Origin of the sequence: Mucilaginibacter flavus, assembly GCF_030409315.1 — a bacterium.
GTDB lineage: Bacteria > Bacteroidota > Bacteroidia > Sphingobacteriales > Sphingobacteriaceae > Mucilaginibacter > Mucilaginibacter flavus.
Genome location: NZ_JAUFPS010000023.1, coordinates 69,679 through 92,254, shown reverse-complemented (window position 1 = coordinate 92,254; position 22,576 = coordinate 69,679). Strand labels below are relative to the sequence as shown.

At 42.6% G+C, this 22,576-nt stretch carries 22 protein-coding genes; 9 read left to right on the top strand and 13 right to left on the bottom strand.

What is annotated here, in order from left to right; all coding sequences use genetic code 11:
- The first annotated feature begins 60 nt into the window (after nucleotides 1–60).
- A complete protein-coding gene (locus QWZ17_RS08140) occupies nucleotides 61–2,238 on the top strand; it encodes a TonB-dependent receptor (protein WP_290304631.1) in 2,178 nt (725 codons plus the stop codon).
- Nucleotides 2,239–2,388: 150 nt separating this feature from the next.
- Nucleotides 2,389–2,682: a hypothetical protein gene (locus tag QWZ17_RS08135; RefSeq protein ID WP_290304629.1), complete on the top strand. Its 294-nt coding sequence runs from the start codon at nucleotides 2,389–2,391 to the stop codon at nucleotides 2,680–2,682.
- A gap of 138 nt (nucleotides 2,683–2,820) precedes the next feature.
- Here the strand turns inward: QWZ17_RS08135 and QWZ17_RS08130 are convergent, their stop codons facing one another.
- The 5 genes from QWZ17_RS08130 to QWZ17_RS08110 form a co-directional block, all read right to left on the bottom strand.
- Nucleotides 2,821–5,112 (bottom strand): glycoside hydrolase family 20 protein, encoded by a 2,292-nt coding sequence (locus tag QWZ17_RS08130; RefSeq protein WP_290304628.1) that lies wholly within the window; start codon nucleotides 5,110–5,112, stop codon nucleotides 2,821–2,823.
- 235 nt (nucleotides 5,113–5,347) lie between these two features.
- Nucleotides 5,348–6,151, bottom strand: a complete 804-nt coding sequence (locus QWZ17_RS08125; RefSeq protein ID WP_290304626.1) for an N-acetylmuramoyl-L-alanine amidase family protein — start codon at nucleotides 6,149–6,151, stop codon at nucleotides 5,348–5,350.
- A gap of 35 nt (nucleotides 6,152–6,186) precedes the next feature.
- On the bottom strand, nucleotides 6,187–6,630 hold the full coding sequence (locus QWZ17_RS08120) for a Fur family transcriptional regulator (RefSeq protein WP_290304624.1): 444 nt from the start codon (nucleotides 6,628–6,630) through the stop codon (nucleotides 6,187–6,189).
- A gap of 185 nt (nucleotides 6,631–6,815) precedes the next feature.
- Nucleotides 6,816–7,412: a short chain dehydrogenase gene (locus QWZ17_RS08115; protein WP_290304623.1), complete on the bottom strand. Its 597-nt coding sequence runs from the start codon at nucleotides 7,410–7,412 to the stop codon at nucleotides 6,816–6,818.
- Between the two features lie 9 nt (nucleotides 7,413–7,421).
- A complete protein-coding gene (locus QWZ17_RS08110; RefSeq protein WP_290304622.1) occupies nucleotides 7,422–7,811 on the bottom strand; it encodes a carboxymuconolactone decarboxylase family protein in 390 nt (129 codons plus the stop codon).
- A gap of 94 nt (nucleotides 7,812–7,905) precedes the next feature.
- Here QWZ17_RS08110 and QWZ17_RS08105 point away from each other — a divergent pair, with 94 nt between their 5' ends.
- Entirely contained in the window at nucleotides 7,906–8,262 is a 357-nt protein-coding gene (locus QWZ17_RS08105; RefSeq protein WP_290304621.1) for a winged helix-turn-helix transcriptional regulator, read from the top strand.
- A 207-nt stretch (nucleotides 8,263–8,469) separates the two neighbouring features.
- On the opposite strand, the gene QWZ17_RS08100 is transcribed toward QWZ17_RS08105, so the two are convergent.
- The 7 genes from QWZ17_RS08100 to QWZ17_RS08070 form a co-directional block, all read right to left on the bottom strand.
- On the bottom strand, nucleotides 8,470–8,727 hold the full coding sequence (locus QWZ17_RS08100) for a hypothetical protein (RefSeq protein ID WP_290304620.1): 258 nt from the start codon (nucleotides 8,725–8,727) through the stop codon (nucleotides 8,470–8,472).
- A gap of 159 nt (nucleotides 8,728–8,886) precedes the next feature.
- A complete protein-coding gene (locus QWZ17_RS08095; protein ID WP_290304618.1) occupies nucleotides 8,887–9,195 on the bottom strand; it encodes a hypothetical protein in 309 nt (102 codons plus the stop codon).
- Entirely contained in the window at nucleotides 9,189–9,515 is a 327-nt protein-coding gene (locus tag QWZ17_RS08090) for a hypothetical protein (protein ID WP_290304616.1), read from the bottom strand. Before QWZ17_RS08090 ends, QWZ17_RS08095 begins: the two co-directional genes overlap by 7 nt.
- Before the next feature lie 62 nt (nucleotides 9,516–9,577).
- On the bottom strand, nucleotides 9,578–9,910 hold the full coding sequence (locus tag QWZ17_RS08085) for a CBS domain-containing protein (protein WP_290304615.1): 333 nt from the start codon (nucleotides 9,908–9,910) through the stop codon (nucleotides 9,578–9,580).
- The gene (locus QWZ17_RS08080; RefSeq protein ID WP_290304614.1) at nucleotides 9,900–10,628 is read right to left on the bottom strand and encodes a sensor histidine kinase; all 729 of its coding nucleotides are present in this window, start codon (nucleotides 10,626–10,628) and stop codon (nucleotides 9,900–9,902) included. Before QWZ17_RS08080 ends, QWZ17_RS08085 begins: the two co-directional genes overlap by 11 nt.
- A gap of 413 nt (nucleotides 10,629–11,041) precedes the next feature.
- A complete protein-coding gene (locus QWZ17_RS08075) occupies nucleotides 11,042–11,776 on the bottom strand; it encodes a LytR/AlgR family response regulator transcription factor (protein ID WP_290304613.1) in 735 nt (244 codons plus the stop codon).
- A gap of 495 nt (nucleotides 11,777–12,271) precedes the next feature.
- Nucleotides 12,272–13,360 (bottom strand): acyltransferase family protein, encoded by a 1,089-nt coding sequence (locus QWZ17_RS08070; RefSeq protein WP_290304612.1) that lies wholly within the window; start codon nucleotides 13,358–13,360, stop codon nucleotides 12,272–12,274.
- A gap of 353 nt (nucleotides 13,361–13,713) precedes the next feature.
- Between QWZ17_RS08070 and QWZ17_RS08065 the strand changes: the two genes are divergently transcribed.
- The 6 genes from QWZ17_RS08065 (at nucleotide 13,714) to QWZ17_RS08040 (ending at nucleotide 19,260) form a co-directional block, all read left to right on the top strand.
- Nucleotides 13,714–14,238, top strand: coding sequence for a hypothetical protein (locus tag QWZ17_RS08065; RefSeq protein ID WP_290304611.1), 525 nt, complete (start codon nucleotides 13,714–13,716; stop codon nucleotides 14,236–14,238).
- Between the two features lie 148 nt (nucleotides 14,239–14,386).
- The gene (locus QWZ17_RS08060) at nucleotides 14,387–14,704 is read left to right on the top strand and encodes a hypothetical protein (protein ID WP_290304609.1); all 318 of its coding nucleotides are present in this window, start codon (nucleotides 14,387–14,389) and stop codon (nucleotides 14,702–14,704) included.
- A gap of 65 nt (nucleotides 14,705–14,769) precedes the next feature.
- Nucleotides 14,770–15,351 (top strand): Crp/Fnr family transcriptional regulator, encoded by a 582-nt coding sequence (locus QWZ17_RS08055; RefSeq protein ID WP_290304606.1) that lies wholly within the window; start codon nucleotides 14,770–14,772, stop codon nucleotides 15,349–15,351.
- Between the two features lie 77 nt (nucleotides 15,352–15,428).
- The gene (locus tag QWZ17_RS08050) at nucleotides 15,429–16,106 is read left to right on the top strand and encodes a DUF8737 domain-containing protein (RefSeq protein ID WP_290304604.1); all 678 of its coding nucleotides are present in this window, start codon (nucleotides 15,429–15,431) and stop codon (nucleotides 16,104–16,106) included.
- A gap of 111 nt (nucleotides 16,107–16,217) precedes the next feature.
- The gene (locus QWZ17_RS08045; RefSeq protein WP_290304603.1) at nucleotides 16,218–16,652 is read left to right on the top strand and encodes a hypothetical protein; all 435 of its coding nucleotides are present in this window, start codon (nucleotides 16,218–16,220) and stop codon (nucleotides 16,650–16,652) included.
- A gap of 223 nt (nucleotides 16,653–16,875) precedes the next feature.
- Nucleotides 16,876–19,260, top strand: a complete 2,385-nt coding sequence (locus QWZ17_RS08040; protein ID WP_290304602.1) for an ABC transporter permease — start codon at nucleotides 16,876–16,878, stop codon at nucleotides 19,258–19,260.
- Between the two features lie 123 nt (nucleotides 19,261–19,383).
- Here QWZ17_RS08040 and QWZ17_RS08035 read toward each other — a convergent pair whose 3' ends face one another.
- Nucleotides 19,384–22,500, bottom strand: coding sequence for an AsmA family protein (locus QWZ17_RS08035; protein ID WP_290304601.1), 3,117 nt, complete (start codon nucleotides 22,498–22,500; stop codon nucleotides 19,384–19,386).
- Between the last annotated feature and the right edge of the window lie 76 nt (nucleotides 22,501–22,576).

The following is a 22,576-nucleotide window of genomic DNA, read 5'->3' as shown; positions in this document are numbered from 1 at the left end:
AGTTTACTATCTATTTATCTATCTGCCCGGCATTTTTATGTGCGGGCTCAATTTATATTCATGAAAAAAAAATTCATTCTCATACTCTGCGTGCTTTTATCGCATTGGGCAGCGGCGCAAAATATTTTTAAAGCCAAAGTAATTAACGATGAAACCAAAGTTGCGATGAAAGGAGCAACAGCCTTTATTCCCGATCTTAAGATTTCGGCCATTGCCGATACAAGCGGATTAATTATTATCAATAATATCCCAAACGGGCGTTTTGAAATTGAAATCAGTTACACCGGTTTTGCCAAAAGCGAAAAGGTTTATAGTTTCCCCATGCAATACCTCAATATCCCAACTGTAGTCAGCTTAGGGCCTGCTACCGGCGAACTGGCAGAAGTGATGGTTCAAACTACCCGCACTAACCAAAACCTGCGCGATGTACCAACCCATATTGAGGCATTGCCCTTAGAAGAATTGGATGAAAAAAGTACCATGCGGCCAGGCGATATTAAAATGCTATTGGGCGAAACTACAGGCATACACGTACAGCAAACTTCGGCAGTGAGCGGTACGGCTAATTTCCGCATCCAGGGATTAGATAGCCGCTACACACAATTATTGCAGGATGGTATGCCGCTTTATGCAGGCTTTGCGGGCAATTTAAGCTTAGTGCAAATTAGTCCGCTTAATTTACGCCAGGTAGAGTTTATCAAAGGCTCGGCCTCTACTTTATATGGCGGCGGAGCCATTGCCGGGTTGGTAAATTTAATTAGCAAGGTACCCGAAAAAGCGCCCGAGTTAACCCTGTTATTAAACGGCACTACGGCCAAAGGTGCCGACGCGAGTATTTATTACAGCCAAAAATGGAAGCACATTGGCACCACCATTTTTGGCGCCTATAATTACAATGGCGCTTTTGCACCCGGCGATGGCAGCTTCACAGCAATTCCGCAAACCAACCGCATAGCCATTAACCCCAAGTTTTTTTTGTATATGGACGAACATAACTCCGGCTGGTTTGGCGTGAACACCACCTATGAAAATCGTTTTGGCGGCGATATACAGGTAGTAGATGGCAATGCCGATAACGTTCATCAATATTTTGAGCGTAATAAAACCTTTCGCTTTTCTACCCAACTATCGTTCACCCATAAAATAGATGAAGAAAGTCGTATTAACTTTAAAAATTCGGTTGGATACTTTCACCGCGATTTTGAAGAACCCGGATTTGGCTTTAAAGGGCAACAACTATCCTCTTTTAGCGAAGTTAATTATGTACGCAATGGCGAAAAAGCTTCATGGGTGGCAGGAGCCAATTTGATAACAGACAACTTTACAGCAGTGCCGCCGCAAAACAATCTAAATTATCATCAGACTACTTTAGGCGCGTTTGCTCAAAACACGTATAAAGCCAGCAATTGGTTATCTATGGAAAGCGGTTTACGCATTGACGAAAATATACCCGCACCGGTTAAGCCATCAAACGGGCTTTTTATTTTGCCCCGCCTAAATGCGCTGTTTAAGATATCCGGTCATTTAACCAGCCGCATAGGTGGCGGGCTGGGTTATAAAATGCCGACACTATTTAATGATCAAAGCGAGCAGGAAGGTTATCAGCATATACAGCCATTAAACATTGGAAATACCAGGGCCGAGCAGTCTTTTGGCTTAAATGCCGACCTCAATTACCGCAATGCTTTAGGCGACGAAGCATTTATCAATATTAATCAGTTGTTTTTTTCAACAAGGGTTAATCAACCACTGATACTACAAAACAACACTTTTATTAATGCACCCGGCCACCTGCTTTCACAAGGAGCCGAAACTAATGTGAAATTGGTGATGGACGAATTGGTATTTTACCTGGGTTACACCTATACCAACACCAGGCAATATTTTAGCGGCACAAACAGCACACAACCGCTAACGCCTAAAAACCAATTCAGCTTTGATTCTACCTATGAAATTGAAGGCAGTTTCCGTTTTGGTGCCGAGAGCTTTTATACCGGACCACAATTATTAAGCGATGGTACAACAGGCAAAGGCTATATCACATTTGGCTTACTGGTTCAAAAAATGTGGAAACACCTTGATATTTTTATAAATGCAGAAAACCTTACAAACCAACGCCAAACTAAATGGGGAGCTATTTATACTGGTAGCATTACTAATCCCGATTTTAAAGATGTTTTTGCTCCTTTAGAAGGAACGGTGGTCAATGCCGGTATCAGGATAAAACTATTAAACTAATTTTACAGTACCCTCAGGGTCGCTCGGCAGAGCACCCTGAGGGATTAGTTTTCTCATGACACCATCACTGACTACTTAGCAGGCGGGCCCAGAGTCCCTTTTCAAGGACACCCAGAGCAAACGAATTTTCCCCAAGAAGGCTGAGTACTTGTGACTATCTACATCAAACCAAGCTTATTTTGTAGCAAGGACAAACATCGGCCCGCTCATTCGCCGCGGGAAAGGGCTTGTTACTTTTTTCTTGATAAAAAAGTAACCAAAAAATCAAGTCAGCAGAAAGGCTTCTTTGCCGCACAGGCCTTTTCCCTGCAAAACGGGCAGAACCTGGGCTGGAATTATTTTGCCCTTGCCCTCATAGTCCCGCACATGCAAAAACTTCCTATGCCCTGCCACCGCACAGCCCACCATCGTTCTGCCTGTTTTCGCCCGAAGCTGCTCTGCTGACACATTTGGGAAAGCGAGAGTGACCTGTTGTTAAAATTCAGTTCTTGTACCTTTGAAAACAACGAGGCAACGATACTTCTTTTATTTCCTCGACAAAAATATCTTGATACTTGATACTGACTACTTGATACTAAACAACTACTCTACTACTATTTCATCCACCAGCAACCACGCTTTTGCTCCGGCTATGTATTCTCCAGGTGGGATGATGCCTTTGTTAGTTCCCTTAACCCTGATGTAACGTGCCTGTGTTGGCGCGATGTTGGCGCGTACAGCGTTGATTCCGTTTTCTTTAAACTCGGTTTGGCGATAAACTTCAGTGTAGGTCTTTCCGTCGGTGGATACTTCGAAAGTAAGCTGAGTTGGCTCCCACATCTTTTGCCAATGGTATTTGAGGATATTGATGCCGAGTTTGGAAACAGATTGCACCGATCCCAGATCAACAGTTGCATCCAGATCATCACCATTAAAGCCGTACCACTGACTATCGTTGTACAGCTTATTGCCGAAAACGCCGTTCACCAGGCCGCTGATATCGCCGGTATTGTAAGTGCCTTTGGGTTGATTTATCAGTGTTACTGTTTTGCCCACAGCTTTGTGGATGCTGAAACTTTGCTCGTATACCCGACCCGTTTGCCTGCCATTGCTCAATACCGCGGCTTTGATATTGCCGGATGAAGTAATGGTTAGTGGTTTGGTATATAACTTACTTTTAACGCCGGGAACTGAGCCATTGGTAGTATAAAATATTTTACCGCCAGGCAGTGTCGTGTTCAGGCTGAGCGATGTTTGACGATTTGCCGCTGTGCCTATATCTCCCGTTATTTCATCAAAAGTATTGGCGGCATTTACGTTAAGTTTTTGCAGCAGTGGGCGCTCGTTGCGCAGGCGTTTTAAAAATCCCTTATAATCTTTATTATCTTTATCCATCCAGGCCACTTCGGCCAGGGCCAGCATGCGGGGGAATAATTGCCGCTCGGCCTGGGCCGGGCTGGCCATGTATTCGCTCCAGGCGTTGGCTTGTACCCCTTTGATGTATTTGGCTTCATCGCCGGTGAGTTCTTTGGTTATCGGCTCGTAATTATAAACTTTGCTTAGTGGTGTGTAACCGCCGCCTGCAATAGGCTCCGCCCCGTAAAGCGACTGGAAATAATCGAGGTATACATACTTTTCGGGCGTCATGATGGCATCGTGGTGTTGTTTGGCCGCGGCAATCCCGCCCTCCTCGCCGGTCCAGCTCATTACGGTGGCACCGGGAGTTAGTCCGCCTTCCAGTATTTCGTCCCAGCCAATGATCTGCCTGCCTTTGCTGTTCAGATATTTTTCCATCCTGCCAATAAAGTAACTTTGCAGCTCGTGTTCATCTTTCAAATGCTCTTCCTTAATGCGTTTTTGACATTTGGGGCAGGTTTTCCATTTGGTTTTAGGGCATTCATCGCCACCTATGTGAATATATTTTGATGGGAAAAGCGGCAGCACTTCATCCAACACGTTTTGCAAAAAGGTGAAAGTTTCGTCGTTACCGGCACAGTATACATCGTCAAAAATACCCCAGTAAGTAGCCGTTTTATACGGACCGCCTGTACAACCCAATTGCGGATAGGCGGCCAATGCAGCCAATGCATGCCCCGGCATTTCAATTTCGGGGATAATGCTGATATGCCTTTGCATGGCGTATTTTACTACGTCCTTTACCTCATCCTGGGTGTAGTAACCTCCATAACGCTTGCCGTCAAAGCGGTGCGGGCTATCCCTTTTATGGCCGATGATGGTTTCATCGCGATAGGCGGATATACTTTGCAGCAATGGGTATTTTTTAATTTCGATGCGCCAGCCCTGGTCGTCGGTAAGGTGCCAGTGAAAGGTGTTGATCTTGTACAGGGCCAGCAGGTCTATCCATTTTTTGATAGTTTGTACGGTAAAAAAATGGCGGCTAACATCCAGATGCATCCCCCGGTAAGCAAAACGGGGATGATCCTCAATGGTGCAAACCGGTACGGTAGCTTTGCCATTGACTACATGGATAAGTTGGGTTAGCGACTGTAACGCGTAAAATACACCAGTCTCATCGTGGCCTTGAATAGTAATGTGTTTTTGTTTTATGATAAGCTGATAGCCTTCTTTTTGAAGCACCCGGGTGGAATCGATACTGATGTTGATAGCCGGAATAACGAGCTTATTATTAACAGAGGGGTTGATACCTGAAACAGACTTTAGGTAGTGTTTAAAAAAGTCAAGATTATGTGGATTGATGTTTTCCTCCAGTTCTATCCCGGTAGTAGCCGAAAAAGTGAAAATGCCTGCACCTTTTTGCACTTTATAAGGTTGGGGAATAATGCCCTGTTCTTTAGTTTGGGCTGATGCGGAATTGATCAGCGTAAAAAAACAGATAAGACAAAAAAGTAGTTGGCTGAGGTTGGATAGTTTCATCGGCAGTAATTTTCAAAACCGAATATAGGGGATACCACTGAGTTTAAGACCTATGCTATTGAAAGATTTTCAATTCGCAGTCAACAGGTTCGATATAAGCGGCAGCATTTGCAGAAAGGAGCCATAAAATGAGTGTAACCTATGTTATCGAAATATTGGCTAAACCCCTACCTCCCCTTCCCCAAGGAAGGAATCGCACAGTCCCCGCTTTTTAAATGGTTGGAATACTTAAAACCTACAAGGCTCCAATAGCTTTACGATAATTATTTATAGCGGTTATAATGGTTTGCACAATCTCATTCTGGCCGGCCTCGGAGTTCAGGTAATCTTCCTCCTCGGGATTGTTTACAAAACCCGTTTCTATCAATACAGCGGGCATGGCGCTATGGGCCAGTACCAGTACGCCCTGCTCCTTTACGCCTTCGCTGGCGCGGCCATCATGATCGGTAAACTCGGCGTTCAGTAAATCGCCAAAAAGGATGCTTTGCTTGCGGTATTTTTGAATGTAAGCATTGAGGATGATAGCGTTAGCCGGATCGGTTTGATCATAGGCCTCATAGTTTTGCTTGTAATCCTTTTCCTGAAAAATGGACGAGTTTTCCCTTACAGCTTCCTCCTGCTCCCTCAACCGGTGAAAACCATATACTAACAGCAATACCCCTTTGCGTTTATGCGCTATAGCTGCCGTGCCTTCGGGCGATGAATTACAGTGGATGGAAATAAACAGGTTGCCATGTGCCTGGTTACCAATATTTGAGCGCTGGTTAAGCGGAATAAAAGTATCATCGGTACGGGTCATCACCGTGGTGAGGCCTTTCATACTCATGCTTGTATCAATAGCCAGTTTTAGTCGTTTGGCTATGGCTAAGGTTACGTTTTTCTCAACTGAATACGAGCCCCTTGCACCCGGATCTTTACCGCCATGGCCGGCATCAATAATTACCGTTTTAAACCGGAAGGTAGAAGTGGCTGGTATGGTATCTTTGGGGGATTGGAATGAGCAAAGAACAAGGAACAAGGACAAAATGCCAACGTTCATGATTAGGGCAGACAATAATTTTTTAGTAGACCTCATTATTTCACGGCCTTTTTGCTGCATTTGGGGCATAAGCCGCTTGCGTATAAAGTAAAAGCCTGCGGCTCGAAACCGGCGGGCAGGTTAATGGCAGGCAACTGCATATCATTAAGGCAATACACATTTTTGCAATTGGTACAGTTAAAGTGCAGGTGCTCATCGTGGTGATGACCTTCATCGCAATTAGAAGTGCACAGGGCATAATTGGCAGTTCCGTTTAAATCAAACACCTTGTGTATGATTCCTTTCTCCTCGAACGCGCTCAGGATACGGTATAAGGTAACGCGGTCAATATCATTCATTACGCTTTCCAGGTCGGGTTGTGACGTCGCCGTATTGCGCGACGACATCATAGATAATACCCTAAGCCTGGGGGCAGTTTTTTTTAGATGATGCCGGGTAAGCAAATCTTCGAAATGAAAGTTATGAAGCGTTTGTGCCATTATGTTTTATGGGTACAAATTTAGCAAGAATATACATGCGATAAAAAATAACGTATAGTTAATTGTAATATTGTTGCGTTTAAACGGGCCAAAACAAAAAGAAAAATCGCATTAGCCTGCCGGTATTTCTTTTGAAAAATTCCGCAGACTGATGCGATGGATAGTCATTAAGAGACTGTTATGAGTTAAAGAACTTTGTAGGTAAGCCCGGTTTGCGCGCCCAGCACACTTTTAACATAAGCCTGGGTCACCCTATCCATAGTAACCGGGATAGTACCCGGAAAAAAGGGAAAATAACCCGGCGACTCTTCAACCACTGTTGGGCCTACGGCATTAATACGCACGCCGTTTTGCAGTTCAATGGCAGCACCGCGCACAAAACCATCAATAGCGGCATTAACCGTACTCAGGTTGGCGCCAAGTACAATAGGGTCTTCGGCCAAACTGCCCGATGTAAGGGTAAAGGAACCTTTAGGGTTGATGTAGTGCTGGCCTATTAAAACCAGGTTAACCTGCCCCATCAACTTACTATCAATCCCTTTCCTAAAGTCGGCATCCGTCATATTACCCAGCGGACCAAAATGCCCGTCGCCACTTACGCACACCAGCGCGTCAAAAGCGCCTACATGTTTGTAAAGGTTTTCAATAGATGCGGTCGAGGAGATATCAACCTGTACATCGCCGCTTTTTGAGCCGGCCTTTACTACTTCATGCTCTTTTTGCAGGGCAGCCGTTACATGCTTGCCAATAGTGCCGGTGGCACCAATAATTATAATTTTCATGTTGCTTATTTATTGTTTGTGGTTTTCAAAAACTTCTTTAGCGTGGGCCAGGGAATTACTTACAGCAGCGCCGACGGCATAAAACGTCATTTGTAATATTACCTCCACTATTTGTTGTTTGGTAGCGCCTAATTTTAACGCGGAAGCTATATGCGCTTTTAACTGTGGTACGGCATGCCCTAATGTGGTACATGATGCAATGAGTAAATATTTGCGGGTAAGCAAATCAAGACCGGGTCGGGCCATGATGCCCTGTATGGCCCACTCAACGGTCATATCAACAAAATCGGGGCAAACATCTTGTAAATTATCCAGCAATTGCTGCCCGGCTTCCTCGCCATGCAGGTGATTTAGAAGCGCGAGCCCTTTTTGGTAAGTATCTGATTTAGCGTATTTCATGTTTCTTTTTTTGACAATATTACCCCATTACTTTACATTTGTCAAGTAATTACCAATTAGTCAACTATTGACATAAAAGTAACTATTATTGAAGATGAGCATTTTAAACAAGCAAAAAGTTTTAAAAAAATATGACCAAGCCTGCGACTGCCCCATCACATCGGCTATTGACATTATTGGCGGCAAGTGGAAACCCGTAATTATATGGCTGCTACTACCTGGCGCCAAGCGCTTTGGTGAGCTGCATAAAACCATTCCCGGCATTGCACTAAAGGTATTATCCAGGCAGTTGAAGGAGTTGGAAGCCGATGGCATCATTACGCGTAAAGCCTACGCTGAGGTACCGCCAAGGGTTGAGTATAGTTTAACCGCCAAAGGCCAATCGCTGCATGATGTTATGGAACTGCTGGCCGGCTGGAGCAGGGAAAATATTATGGTTGCAGTAGGGTAGTCACAGAAAATATCACGCCTGCATATTATTATAATCCACCGCAGATAGGTTTATTTCCAACGTCGACATCTGATACGGAGAAACGACCGTGTGATGCCGTGAAAACACCAACCACTGGTCAAAATGTTCATGTATTGGAAAATGCTGAAACAAGGGCGGCTCTTGTTTTATAGCTTATTATGGTAGGAGTTCAAAAACTGCTTTGGTTTAAATTCTCTTTTTCTTAACAACCTGCCAGCTGCTTTTCAATTCTTTATACTCTTCAATTTCTTCAGAAGATAGCCTTTCGTTTACATTTATTGATTTCCCGTCGAGGCCTTTTATAACATAATTGCTTTTAGTTAAGGTATCAAAAAACTGGATGCTGTACTTTTCGTTCAAACTTTCGTTGTGCTGTACAATTTGGGCAAATCTTTCTTTAAAGCTTTCTTTTTGGGCAACAGTGGCAAATACTTTATCGGTCATAATTTATTAACTCTTTTGGCCCATTAATGTTTCAAACGGGGCAACGCGTGTGTAATATAGCTTAATTTATTTAATAACAGGCAAATACAGCAGTTAATAACAAATTGGTTTTCATCACTTTTATGGATCAGATATCGCAAAAAGCATTGAGCATTACAGCTAACAAAAATCCTCACTCTCCATTAATAACAACTCGTTAACGCTTACTTTGGGACCCGTGTAATTCCTTTCGGGCAGGGTTGATAGTTGTTTTTGTGACCGAGCCGCAAAGCTCAATTTGTATCCTGTATTATCTTCCGTAGTCATCAAAACAAAATCATATTCGGTGTCTGTTTGGGGTACAAACAGCATCACTTTTTTATTCGCGGTATCGGGTTTAATCCACTCGTCGCTGTGATTTGTGGTTGCCCAGCCGGTAACTTCAGGATTGCTATTTATATCTTCGGGATAAGCCAGGTAGTTTACCAAAAAAAAAGTATCCTAAACTCAGTATCGTACGGAAAGGTGATCGCAAATTTATCGCTGGCCAATTTTATCAACCTTGGCAGTGCGGCCCAGTCTTTTTGATTATACATATTGCAAAAACTGGCTATTGCCTTTTTAACATCTTCGTAAGTGATGCCCGCAATAATAATCAACTTATCATTGGGTACCTGCTTATCGGGCTTAGCATTAAATAATGGCCTTGATGTATTGTTAGTCGCGTTATTTTTAAACAGCGATGGCGCAAACTTCAGTAAAGCAATAAATACAATTATAAAAATGCCTATTGGTAAAATTATGCTCATGATTATTTAGGTCGTGGCACTAAGATATTTAAAAGAAAGCATATGTGTGAGGCCGGCAGCCTCTACACATCTCTAAAAACCTTAAAATACAACACCCCTAAAAAATCGGTACCATCATAAACCGGCAGGCAATCTGTTTGGGCCTGCTTCATCAGCTCCATCGCCTCAAAAACTGTTTGCCCCGGGTTAATGGTCGGTTTTGTAAAATCACAATCAATAACCTGGTGATGGGCGTTATTTTCAACGTCTCTGGGGGTAATGATGCCCACTACTTTCAAATGCTCATCCATTACGGCGTAATATTCCTTTAAGGCAAACCACTCTGCCATTTGGCGGGTATCTTCCAAAATAGAAACCGTGTGGTAATCCTTATCTATCAATAAATCAATTTTCATGTAGTAGTAATATATCTTGCGGAATTGAATAGTAAAACACTGTTCCTTTATCATGTATGGATTTTGCCCAAATGCGCCCATTCATACCATTTATCATATCCTTGCAAATACTCATGGCTACCCCTGCCCCTTTCAACTGATGGGGGAACGAAGTACCGGTTTCATGCACCGCAAAAAGCGACCTGATTTGCTCGCTTGTCATCCCCTTACCATGATCCCTGAACGCTACGGTAAGCCATCCGTTGTTGGTAGTACAGGTTACCTCAATAACGCCACCTGCGGGCGAATGCTTGGTGGCATTACTTAAAATATTGCGGTTAATAAACTGAAGCATTTCCTTTTGGGCGAAGACCACCTGGCTATCGGGAATAAAATTTTGTACCGTAATCCCCCTGTTCATCTGTTCATGTACATACAAACTATTGGCCTCGGTAATCATATTGGCCAGTGAAAAGGACTGCGCTTTATAATCAATTCCATCTTTTTTTGATTTATACAAGCAAAGGAGACCGTTTAAAAGCTCAATACTTACCGAAGATGTATAATGTACTGCTTCAAATATCTCATGGAGTTCGGCATCGGTAAACGTGCGGCGCGACTGTTTTACCATATCTGCTATGGCTATAAGTGAAGCGAAGGGCTGTCTCAGATCATGCGCTAATACAGAAATAAGCATGTCGTTAAATTTTTCGGAGACGGTGGTAGTTTGTAGCTTCATATGCAATGGGGGATTAAACTGTTGTACTTTAATTGTCATTCGGGGGCGATTGCGCCTTGTATGCTCATATTTTTAACGTTATAAATTATATCGGTTTTTCTTTATGGTTAATAAGCGTCAATCTGATTTTAGAACCGGAAACGATACCGCTTCCCTTTCTATTACTAAAGAAATACAACTAAATGAATCTGTATTGATGGTTTCGTTAGAAACGGATTTATAACCGACAGAAAGCATGAGAAGCATGCATGTCGTTTTAAAAGCTGCCAAGGCAGGCAAAAGCGCTGATACAACCAAAGGTTGTTGCCCTTTTCACGTAGCCAAAACAAAGAAAAGGAGAAGAGTTATCCGACGAGATAAACGTCCTGACCGATAAAGTTGCCAGGACGTTCGATAAAAGGGAAATTAGCTATTTAAAGCCACTGGGCTATAAAATCTTTAAATTCGGCCCTGTATTGTTCCGTTACCGGAATCATGGCCTTATTTATATGAATAGTGTGGTGATGAATGGTTTCTATTTTATCTAACGATACTATAAACGACCGGTGAACACGCATAAAAGAATTTTGGGGTAGCTTTTCGCCAATGCTTTTTAAGGTGGTTAGGGCTTTAATTACCTTACCATCTATAGTAGTATAAATCCTAACATAGTCTTTATAACTTTCTACATACAGGATGTCTTTTAAATAAACACGTACGATATCATGCTCTACCTTAAGTAAGATAAAATCGTTAGGACCATAGGTAGCTGATGAAACCGTGGGCTGCGATAAGCCTTCAAAATAACGGCGGGCCTTGTGCGCGGAAGCCAGCAAGCCTTCAAACGTTACCGGCTTAACCAGGTAATCAAGCGCGTTCACCTGGTAGCTTTCAACCGCGAAACGATCAAAACCGGTTATAAAAATAATTCGTGGCGCGGCATCGCCTTTAGTGGTATGCAGCAGGCGGGCCATATCGATGCCGTTTATTTCGGGCATACCGATATCCATAAATATCAACTGTATATCAAGGGTTTCTAATAAAGCCAGGGCCTCAATTGGCGATTGTTGTGTAGCTAATAAATTCAGCAGCGGGATTTGTAGAATGTATTCTTTGAGGTAGCTGATCACTATTGGATCGTCGTCCAGGATCATACAATTAATAGTCATAGTACAGTATAAGTTAGGTAGATAGCAACCAATTGCGCAGCATCCAAACCGATGCGTTTGCAGGCACAATAGCTTACAATCGTTTACTATGGTACAAAAGCCACGCCACTTACTTTTAGGCAACAGCAAATATGTGTAAACAAAAGCGCGTTACCTTTTTGGGGAACAAGGTGCATAAAACGAGGAAAAATATCCAACACAGTTAAATAGCATCATCAATTATGCCTTTTTTGATCGCTGCAGCATTAAATGAACGCAGCTAACTCAATTTGAAGCGAATAAAATTATTTTCTGCTTTGTTAAAACAATTATGCAGGTTGTCTGTATTTGTATACATTTTATTTTTCAGGACTACATATTTATTTGAGCAGATGTATAAACATACATCCAACCAAAACGCGGCAGCCTTCAAAAACGCTGTTACAGATATATTGAATTGCGGTTAATCAAGCGTGATAAAACTGGCGCATCATCAGGAAGAACAACTTTATTGTTTCAACTTTTTACCCTTTTACTGCTTAAATATTTACGTACCGGGATATCTATATAGGTCATTACCAGGTAAGCGATAGTTACCAAAAATACTTCTGAAACGATGATGATTACCGCTAACCTGCCTGGCCCTGGTTTGTTTGCTGCAAAATAACTGGCAAACACCCAAATGAACGCGTAATGCGTCATGTACAGTGGATACGACATGTTGCCCCAAAACACACAGAATTTTTTAAAGCTGCTACGCAAGGTTGCCCCTGCCCCTAAGGCTATCAGCAACGGGAAGTATATTAACACTACCAATGTTTCGGTAAGCCAGTTCCATTTTTGGGAAAAGGGCATCATAAAAGCCAACGCCAGTAGTATGGCTAAACCAATAAAGCCAAGTTTGTTTTTAATAATCCAGTTAAAACGGTAAATCAATAAGCCTACTAAAAACGAATATGAAATACGGGCGGCACCATCCCAAAAAGTGCCCGTGCTCCAACCGCCCATTAAATTGCCCGAATGCCAGCCTACATAACAAAGCCCCACTGCCGCAAGCACAGCCAGCGCAACCAGGTAACCACGCTTAAGCCTGTTAAGCACCAAAGCGTAAACAATGTTGGCTACATATTCCCAAAACAACGACCAGGCCGGGGCATTAAACCCAAACAGGTTAAAATACCTATCGGGCATACCGCCAATGGGAATCATCAGTATAGAACATACAAACAACACTATAATTCTACCGGCGCTATACAATTCGGGGTGGCCGCCAAAGGGGTCAAAGAAAAAGGTTAATAAGCCCATTATTGAGCCGACTACCACCAGCGGGTGCAGCCTGATAGCGCGCGATTTAAAAAATTCTATCACGCCCATTTTGTCAACCCTGTCATCATAAGCGTAAGCAATAACAAAGCCTGATAGGCAGAAAAAGAAATCGACCGCGAGAAAACCATGCCCGATAAAATCCTGGCTGTAATCGCTGTAAGCCACTTCCATGAAATGAAAGGTAACCACCGCAAGCCCGGCAATCCCCCTTAAGCCATCTAAAATTTCAAAATGTTGCCTGGTTTTTAAAATATCCGGGGATAATTGTTTTTCGCTCATGGGTTATTTGTTTTGGTAAAGCTTGTTTGCAGGGCCCTACCGGGTGATTAGGCAAGAATACCAAATAACCTAAGGGCTGGCAAATTTGTATTGATTAAATTACCAATGTACAGGCTATCACTTAAAAATCCGACATTGACATTGGCCAAATTTTTCATACCTTGCAAGCCTTGTAGGGCCTGTAGCAGGCTTAAAATAAGATATGCTAAAAACACAATTGAACAACGTCATTATTATTACTGTCATTTTAAAAGATGAGGGGTGATATTGATTTGCTATAAATAAAATAGAAATTCTTAAAAGCCCTCTTCACCCGGAGGGCTTTTTTTATGCACCAGAAATTTAAAATTGATATGAAAAAAGCTACCCACCATCTGTTCAAAAAACACATCATAACGGTTTACGCCGATGATAAAAAAGGATTATTAAACCAGCTGTTGATGATCATCAACCGTAAAAGCTACGAAGTTTGCTCACTCAATGTATCGCGCACCGATATGCACGATGTAGTAATTATTGCCCTGGAGGTAATGCTGCCCCCCGCCGATGTTTATTTCATCATCCAAAAAATGAATAACATTATTGAGGTTTATAAAACGATAAGTCACCTGGCCGAAGAAACGCAGTTGCTTAGGATTGGGCAATACAGAGTAGCAAAAGATCACCTTTCGCAGGTAGTTTACAGTCTGCATCGCTATGGCGCTACCATAACCGAAATACTTGATGATTCGTTCATTATCCAACGTACCGGCACCGCTTATGATTTAAACGAGCTGCTTAATTTTCTGGATGGCGAACACCTGCTAAGCTATTGTTCAAGCGCGCTTATATCCGGCCGTAGCTTAATTTCTGTAGATGAGTATTTTGTTTCGGCATGAATAACGGGTGATATACGTCGTAATACTTGTCACAACTTATAAATACTGTCTAATTCGTCAGTTTTTGAATTTACAACTTATGAGAATAACAAACCATTAGCTTGCATATATTATATTTGTTTAATACTATTTTAATTAACTATTGATTATGTTTTACTTATTAGTTACAGCGGCAATTATTTTCTTCATTGCCCATGTATCACTTTTGGTTGCCTCATTTACAGGGCCTAAATTTGCTAAATCGCGCTACTTTTACTCCCATTTAACTTTATGGCTTACAGGCTTATCGTTATTTGTAGCAGCCATTTTATTTAGCGGCACAGGGCAATCACAGTTTTTGGATTACTTTGATAGCAGCTTAAAAAAAGTAATGATATTGGTGGTAACTTTCGCGCTCTCACTTACCGCGCATAGTATTATAATTTACCTGGTGTTGCCCTCCATTAGGAAAAGCAAAAGCTTTTAATATAGCAAGCTATACACATTGCCTTGATATTTTTGTAAGTTAGTCCCTGTTGGCTTACAAAACAAATGAGTAAAAATACCCTTACCTTATTTTTGAGGAACTCCAACCTGGTTTCTTTCGCAGCCGCCAATGAAATAAGCGATATATTTACGCATAAGCTTATTCCGCGAAATCAGCACCAGCTCACCGAAGGTAAAATTTGCGATGAATACCTGTTTTTAGAAAGCGGGTACATGCGTGCCTTTGCACATGATACCAATGGCAACGAAGTTACTACCGGTTTTTATCAGCCGGGGCAGGTAGTGTTTGAAGTATCCTCATTCTTTAACCGCAGCCGGTCGAAAGAAAATATATTGGCACTTACCGATTGTGAGGGGTGGTTTATCACTTATAAACAACTAAATGATCTTTTCCATGCCCTGCCCGAATTTAGGGAATTTGGCAGATCGATACTGGTAAAAGGCTTTGCCGATCTTAAAACCCGCATGCTGGCCATGATTACCGAAACCGCCGAAGAACGTTATGCCGCGTTATTAAAAACCAATCCCGAAATTTTTCAGCACGCACCCTTAAAAAACATAGCCTCGTACCTGGGAGTTACCGATACATCGCTGAGCCGCATCAGGAAAGATTTTTCAAAAAAATAGCAAGCCATTCGTTTCTTGTCATTTGGCAAGATGCAGCCATATTTATTGCGCTTCCTTTGTTTGTAAATTTTAAAACAATGGAACACTTACCAATTTATATCAAAATAGTATTTATACTCACTGCCTTACTTAGTTTATGGTTGCTTTATAAAGCTACCAATCAATCCAAGGCTATAATCATTACTGTTTTAGCTTGGCTTGGGCTGCAAACGGCTTTAAGTCTTACCGGTTTTTACACCGTTTCACGCGGTGTGCCGCCAAGATTTGCCTTGCTGCTGGTCCCGCCGCTTATGCTGCTATTCATCGGGCTTATAACACCCGCCGGCCGAAAGCTGCTGGATGGCTTTGACATAAAATGGTTAACACTCATCCACATTGTACGCGTCCCTATTGAAATAACCCTTTACTGGCTATTTCTGCATAAAACCATCCCCGGGATCATGACTTTTGAGGGGCATAATTTTGATATCCTTGCCGGGTTAACAGCTCCTTTAGTTTATTATTTAGGCTACGTTAAAAACGCGCTTCACAAAAATGTAATCCTTGCCTGGAATATCATTTGTTTGCTGCTACTCATCAATATTGTGGTTACGGCCGTACTATCGGCTCCTTTTCACTTTCAAAAACTGGCCTTCAATCAGCCTAACATCGCGTTGTTTTATTTTCCTTTTACCTGGTTGCCGGCCGTGGTAGTGCCGGCAGCGTTAATGGCGCATTTAGTGAGCATCAGGCAGTTATTGATACAGAAAAGTTAATTTTAATTTATACAACAAAGCCTCATATTGGCCGGACTTAGGTGTTTTGCGTAAAGTAATAGGTTTGAGTTTGATATTTTCTTATCTTTATACAAACCTAAAAACTTAGTCATGAGCACATTATCAGATAAAATCATCCAGGCATGCAAAGATAACTTTGCAGCGCACAGCAACGATTGCAGCGGCTTTGTTAAAGCCGTAGCTACTGACTTGAACGTAACCTTAACCGGTTTGGCCGATAATATTGTTGACGAAATTCAAACCGGCGATTGGACTGTACTAAACGATGGTATTGATGCCAAAGCAAAAGCAGACGACGGCTGGTTTGTTATAGGAGGTTTAAAAGGGGCCGAAAACGTTCCGGCCCAAAGTCACGGGCACGTGGTGGTGGTAGTGAGCGGTCCTTTAGATCCTACCCATAACGCCTATCCAACAGCTTATTGGGGGCGTTTGGGATCTGTAGGTAAAGAGAACACCCCTGTTAACTTTGCATGGAATGCTGATAGCAGGGACAAGGTGATCTATGCTGCGGTGCAGATCTCTTAAGAACAGGTAACGGCTCTGGTAGTCAGTTATCGATATTAACCTCAATCAATCGCTTGTTCGTACGCGTGCGGTAAGTGTACGCTATCGAACACTTCAAACGCCAACAATCATTTCAATTAGTTAATAATCAATCGTTTAAAACTTCGGCATAATTATTACAGGTTTAAACGGGTATTGTAGCCAAACATAACATATTGATATCAACCTATTAACTGACAACGCAATGATCAAAAACTACATTAAAACAGCCTGGAGAAACTTACTCCGCAGCAGGGTTTATTCGCTAATTGCCGTTTTTGGCCTGGCCATAGGGCTTTCGGTAAGTATTTTACTTTTTTGGGGCGTTAATGACGAATTAGTTTATGATACGCAATTTGCTGATGCATCCAGCATTTATCGCCTTAATGCCAAAATTAAAATGGGCGACAACAACTACGATACCTGGACAGGTGTACCGGCCCCGATAGCCGCAACGGCTTTAAATAATTTCCCCGGCATCGATAAAGCTGTTCGTTACAGTATCCGCAAACAATTGGTTAGCTATGGAGAAAATCACATTATAGAAAAAAGTGTGGCTTATACCGAACCATCTTTCTTTGATATATTTCATATCCGATTTATTAAAGGCAACGCGGCAACCGCCCTTACGGAACTTAACAACATGGTGCTGAGCAACACTACAGCTATCAAATATTTTGGCTCGGCAGATAAAGCTTTGGGCAAAACCATGCTCCTGGGCGAAAAACAGGAGCCATTTACAGTATCGGCCGTTATGGCCGATATGCCACAGCGAAGCAGCGTACGCAAGGATATCTTGCTTTCCTTAAACGTAGTACGCAAAAACTTTGGCGGCAACGGCAACTGGAAAACTATTGATGAGGATTGGGGCAGCTTTGGCTTCATTACATTTTTTAAGTTAAAGCCCAACGTAAATGTGCAGTTACTGGCTAAACAGCTTTCAGATATCCACTTAAAAAATAACGGGTACGTAAAAAAGGGCGATGTTACCTACCTGTTTCAACCGCTTAATAAATTGCGCCTGTACAACCCGGATTTGAGTCCGGCAGATATCAAGGTGGTTAAAATATTTACTATAATAGGTGTTTTGATTTTGTTGATAGCGGTTATCAACTACATTAACCTATCAACAGCCCGAGCTACCAAACGCGCTAAAGAAGTTGGGTTAAGGCGGGTTGTTGGTGCAGGCAGACCGCAGCTGATAGCCCAATTTGTAACAGAGTTTGTGCTGATATTTGTGGCGGCGCTGGTTTTGGCTTCATTTATTATACCTATGTTGGTACCGCTTTACCAAAGCATCAGCGGTAAAGATTATCCTATTGACTACTGGAACGGATCAACCCTGCAAATTATCGGTTGGGTGGGCCTGGGCACCATTGTAATGGCCAGTATTTACCCGGCCTGGGTACTATCGTCCTTCAGCCCCACCGCGGTATTAAAATCAACCTTTAATGTTTCGGCAAAAGGTGGCTGGTTACGCAAAAGCCTGGTGGTATTGCAGTTTACATTTTCAATACTACTTATCATTTGTACCGTAGTGGTATCTAAACAATTGCACTTTATCCAAACCAAAAACCTGGGCTACAACCGCGAAAATGTGTTTGTGGTACAGATGAACGACAAGATGGGGCAACATGTGCAAACCATCATCAACGATTTAAAAACCAACAAGCGCATCACCAGCGTAACCTTTGCTAATGATGATATTATGCAAATGGGGTCATCGACCGATAACATTGGCTGGCCGGGCAAATTAGCCACCAACACCGAGGCCCACATCAGCCCGATGGAGGTAGCTGCCGATTTTACATCGGTAATGCAAATGAAGTTTGCCCAGGGCGATGGGTTTACTGGTACACCTGTTGATAGTGCTTACTACCTGGTTAACGAATCGGCCGTGCGTATGATGGGTTTAAAACATCCGGTGGGAACCATCATTACCCTTTGGGGCAAACCACGGGAAATTAAGGGTGTATTGAAAGACTTCAACAATAAATCGCTTAAAACAGATATCGCGCCCTCTATTTTCAGAATCGCGAAATCGGCAAATTATGGCGGCGTATTGTACATTAAAGCTCAATCAGCATATATTAAAGACGCGGTAACCCAGGCCGAAAAGATTTACCACGGCTACAACCCCGTGCACCCGTTCGACTACCAGTTTATGGACGACAACTTCGACGCCATATACCGCAAGGAAATTCAAACCGGCGAATTGTTTAAAGCTTTTGCCGGCGTTACCATACTGCTTAGCTGTTTAGGCTTGTTTGGTCTGGCCGTATTTACCGCCGAGCGTCGCACTAAAGAGATTGGAATCCGCAAGGTATTGGGTGCAAGCGTACAAAATATATCGATATTGATATCCCGCGAGTTTGCATGGCTCGTAATAGCCGCCAACCTGATAGCCTGGCCAATTGCCTGGTACATCACCCACCAATGGATACAGGAATTTGCTTATCGCACAGATATCAGCTGGTGGATTTTTGCCGTGTCGGGCTTAGCTTCATTAGCGCTGGCCTTGCTTACCGTAAGTTCGCAAGCGATAAGGGCTGCATTGGTTAATCCCATTAAAAGTTTGAAAGTAGAATAAATTAGTGAGTAAAGATTTTGGGAGCAATGAACAAAGATTTAACGTGGAAAAAGACTTCCGAAGTTTTAAAAACTTCGGAAGTCTGGGATATACGACTTGCCTTACTTGAATATAAAGTGCCGGCTACTCCCCTTCCGGAGTTTCCTTCAACTCGTCTTCCTTTTTACCTTTGCCTAAATGAATAATCGGCTTATCCTGTGTGCCGGTAATGGTCATCGGGATACCAAAGATGCCTAACGGCGGCAATCCTAAGCGGAATTGCATATTCAATTTACCATCAAAACTTACCTGCCCCTCAAATCGTGGCCGGAAGCCTGCCATACGCATTTTGGTACGCTGTATGGTGATGATATTATTGGCTATAGTAGTTTTTATATCAACTTTGCTTACATCGTTTTTACCACCCAGGCTATCCCGGCCGGTGCTTTTACCAACGGCGCTAAATAGTTTAAAGCCTTTTACTTTTACCTTTTTAACAGATAGCACACCGCCACCTTTTAAGGATGGATAAATGGGTTTCATATCGCCGTTAAGCTTGCCGCTTAACTGATAATCTAAAGAAACAATACCCTGTACACTGCCAGCCGATGTAGCCATATCATGAAACAGCTTTATCTCGCGGTAGGCCCGGTTAATGTCAAATTCTTTGGCATCAATATGGTAATCAAAGTAGGCCTTTTGCGGCGTTAAGCTGCCGTAGGTTGCATCCATTACAACCGGCGCGCCTATGAGTGTAAAACCGGTTTGCTTTAGCACAATTTGGCCGTTGCTAACGCTCATTTGTCCTTTGGCATCATTAATATCCAGTCCGTTATATTTTACTTTTTTAACATTGGCGGTAAAATTAAGATCGAGATTGGACGGAACCAGGATCACGCCGGATTTGGTTGCCTTTGGTGTTGACGGACCAGCCGCGAAAGCCATAAAATCATCGGCAATAATTAAACCGCTGCTCAGGTTAAATTCACCTTTTAATGGCGAGTTTGGTTTAACGGCGTAATCTATTACGTTTGACAAAGCACCATCAAGCACAATAACCGATTTACCGTAGTTAGCCGTGAATTTATCAAACTTCATTTTATCCTGGTTAAAACTAAACAGGCCGGTTTTGATGAGGAACGGTTTAGGGAACAGATCAGATGTGAGCACCAGGTCTTTCACCTTCATGGTACCAGAGTTAGCCAATTGATCATATTTACCCGCCATAGCATCGCTTTGCCTGCCTTTTAACGACAGGTTGGTGGCGATTGTGCCTTTTACATTATAACCCTTCATAGCAAACACCTGGTAAATTTTACCAATATCCAGCGATCCGTGCGATTGGACACTATAATCAAGGTTGTCAAAATTCTTGAGGTTAGCCTTCAGCATAAAAGGTTGTCCTTCAAAAGTGAAGGATACCGGTTTGATATTCACCTTTAAGCCTTTTAATGAGCCTGTATTATTGCTGATAGCCGTACTAACCTCAATATTTTGCAGCGGATGCGGGTAGTATTTAGTTTGAATGTAACCGCTATGTAAATCAATCTGCGCGTTGGTAACCGGAAAAACCCTGTCGGCCGGGATGTATCTGCCTTTGGTTTGCACGTCGGCATCCAGGTTCCCCCTTAGGTCGATGCTATCAACCGGGTAAATCTTTTTAATATCGGCCAGGTCGAACTTCGCTTTCAGGTCGGCATCAATTAACGCGCCGGCTTTGTTGCTCATTTTTAAATAGCCTTTAATGTAGTTATTAAGTGCGTTAATGTTCAGATTGCTCAGTGCCATGGTAGCGTTGGCTGGGTTGCTGTCGGGGCAGCTGGCATTCAGATCAAAGCTAATATTTTTCATCGCCTCGGGCAGTTTAGCGTATTTCACATAACCGTTTCTGAATGATGAATTAAACTTAAATTTAGGGATACTGGTAATCACCGTATCTATATGATGACGGATGCCGGTTTTCCTTATCCCGGTGGCATACTTACCCTCGGCCAGTAAATGGAGCGAATACCTTCCTTTTACATCAAACGCCTTTACGCCAAAAGCGCGGTTCCATTTTTCGAGGTCGATCTCGGTATTGATTTTGGCAAACACCTGCGGCGACTTGATGCCTTTTACCTTAATCACCGATCCAAAATAATCTTTACCGATATTGAAATAAACCGAATCAATATTCAGGTCGAGATTATTGGGATCACAACCGGGGACTTTGGCTTCCATGTTCAGGAACAGGTTTTTAACTGGCTCTGGCGTTTTTTTGTTGGCCACGTAGCCATCACGGATTTTCATGCTGAAATCCAAATCGGGCATTTGCTTGGTTGCGGCTATGTACTTACCCACTAATGACATGGTGATTTTGCCCGTTCCGTTTATTTCGGTATCATCGGTCCATTTGGCGTATTCGGCAGGCAGGGCGGTAAAAATATCGCTCAAATCCTGTTGATCGCTCCTGATCCTGAAATCCATCGCGTAGCCATCCTTCAAAAACTCAAACTTGCCTTTAAACTCAACCGGCAACTCATTAATCATCAGGTTGTTTTTTTGAAATATAAAGGCGAATGATTTGGTGTTGATGCTGGTTACCAAATCGGCATTTACTTTTTTATGGTAGATGTAGGGCTGGTTGCCGTAGCTAAAATCGATAGAGCCAATTTCGGTATGGGTGTATAAATCAAAAACATCCTTGCTTAAATCGCCGCTGCCTTTGTAGTTAAAATCGCGGGCATTAACCATCAGGGGCATCGATTTATCGTTATAAATCAAATGACTTTTTTCTATCAGGATTTGCTCGATGCCTAAAGAAGCGCTCGCTGTATCTGCAGCCTGTGCCGGTTGCGCGGTTTTACCTTTGTAAACATTATAGTTGGCATGCCCCGCGCTATCAACTTCAATATTGATGGTGGCTTTGCTAAGGTAAATACGGTTGATATTAATTTTACTTTTAAACACCGAAGAAAGATCGATCGCCAATGAAACTTCTTTAGCGGCTACCAGCGTATCATTCTGAAAAGGCGCGCTGCCGTTGAGTGAAAAATCATTAAGCGTAAGCGTTAAAGCCGGGAATTTTTTGAAGAAAGAAAGGCTTGTGCCCGAAAAATTGAGCTTGCCATTGATGCTGCCGCCAGCCCATTGTTTTATTTTATTGGTTACAGTTTGCGGAAACAGGTATGGCAGTAAAAACATGAGGGCCAACAAGCCAACAAGGGTGATGCCTGTAATTTTAAGCGTTTTGAAAACGACTTTTTTTATTTGGATGGGCATAAAATATAGCTATTCAGGTGCCATAAAGATAAGTTTAAAACCACAGCCCACAGCGGAATTTAACATTATTATAGGC

Bases quoted from the DNA above. Each gene is read 5' to 3' on its own strand.
- QWZ17_RS08140 (WP_290304631.1), top strand. From the start codon at position 61: ATGAAAAAAAAATTCATTCTCATACTCTGCGTGCTTTTATCGCATTGG.
- QWZ17_RS08130 (WP_290304628.1), bottom strand. From the start codon at position 5,112: ATGAAACTATCCAACCTCAGCCAACTACTTTTTTGTCTTATCTGTTTT.
- QWZ17_RS08125 (WP_290304626.1), bottom strand. From the start codon at position 6,151: ATGAACGTTGGCATTTTGTCCTTGTTCCTTGTTCTTTGCTCATTCCAA.
- QWZ17_RS08120 (WP_290304624.1), bottom strand. From the start codon at position 6,630: ATGGCACAAACGCTTCATAACTTTCATTTCGAAGATTTGCTTACCCGG.
- QWZ17_RS08115 (WP_290304623.1), bottom strand. From the start codon at position 7,412: ATGAAAATTATAATTATTGGTGCCACCGGCACTATTGGCAAGCATGTA.
- QWZ17_RS08110 (WP_290304622.1), bottom strand. From the start codon at position 7,811: ATGAAATACGCTAAATCAGATACTTACCAAAAAGGGCTCGCGCTTCTA.
- QWZ17_RS08105 (WP_290304621.1), top strand. From the start codon at position 7,906: ATGAGCATTTTAAACAAGCAAAAAGTTTTAAAAAAATATGACCAAGCC.
- QWZ17_RS08100 (WP_290304620.1), bottom strand. From the start codon at position 8,727: ATGACCGATAAAGTATTTGCCACTGTTGCCCAAAAAGAAAGCTTTAAA.
- QWZ17_RS08090 (WP_290304616.1), bottom strand. From the start codon at position 9,515: ATGAGCATAATTTTACCAATAGGCATTTTTATAATTGTATTTATTGCT.
- QWZ17_RS08085 (WP_290304615.1), bottom strand. From the start codon at position 9,910: ATGAAAATTGATTTATTGATAGATAAGGATTACCACACGGTTTCTATT.
- QWZ17_RS08080 (WP_290304614.1), bottom strand. From the start codon at position 10,628: ATGAAGCTACAAACTACCACCGTCTCCGAAAAATTTAACGACATGCTT.
- QWZ17_RS08075 (WP_290304613.1), bottom strand. From the start codon at position 11,776: ATGACTATTAATTGTATGATCCTGGACGACGATCCAATAGTGATCAGC.
- QWZ17_RS08070 (WP_290304612.1), bottom strand. From the start codon at position 13,360: ATGAGCGAAAAACAATTATCCCCGGATATTTTAAAAACCAGGCAACAT.
- QWZ17_RS08065 (WP_290304611.1), top strand. From the start codon at position 13,714: ATGAAAAAAGCTACCCACCATCTGTTCAAAAAACACATCATAACGGTT.
- QWZ17_RS08060 (WP_290304609.1), top strand. From the start codon at position 14,387: ATGTTTTACTTATTAGTTACAGCGGCAATTATTTTCTTCATTGCCCAT.
- QWZ17_RS08055 (WP_290304606.1), top strand. From the start codon at position 14,770: ATGAGTAAAAATACCCTTACCTTATTTTTGAGGAACTCCAACCTGGTT.
- QWZ17_RS08050 (WP_290304604.1), top strand. From the start codon at position 15,429: ATGGAACACTTACCAATTTATATCAAAATAGTATTTATACTCACTGCC.
- QWZ17_RS08045 (WP_290304603.1), top strand. From the start codon at position 16,218: ATGAGCACATTATCAGATAAAATCATCCAGGCATGCAAAGATAACTTT.
- QWZ17_RS08040 (WP_290304602.1), top strand. From the start codon at position 16,876: ATGATCAAAAACTACATTAAAACAGCCTGGAGAAACTTACTCCGCAGC.
- QWZ17_RS08035 (WP_290304601.1), bottom strand. From the start codon at position 22,500: ATGCCCATCCAAATAAAAAAAGTCGTTTTCAAAACGCTTAAAATTACA.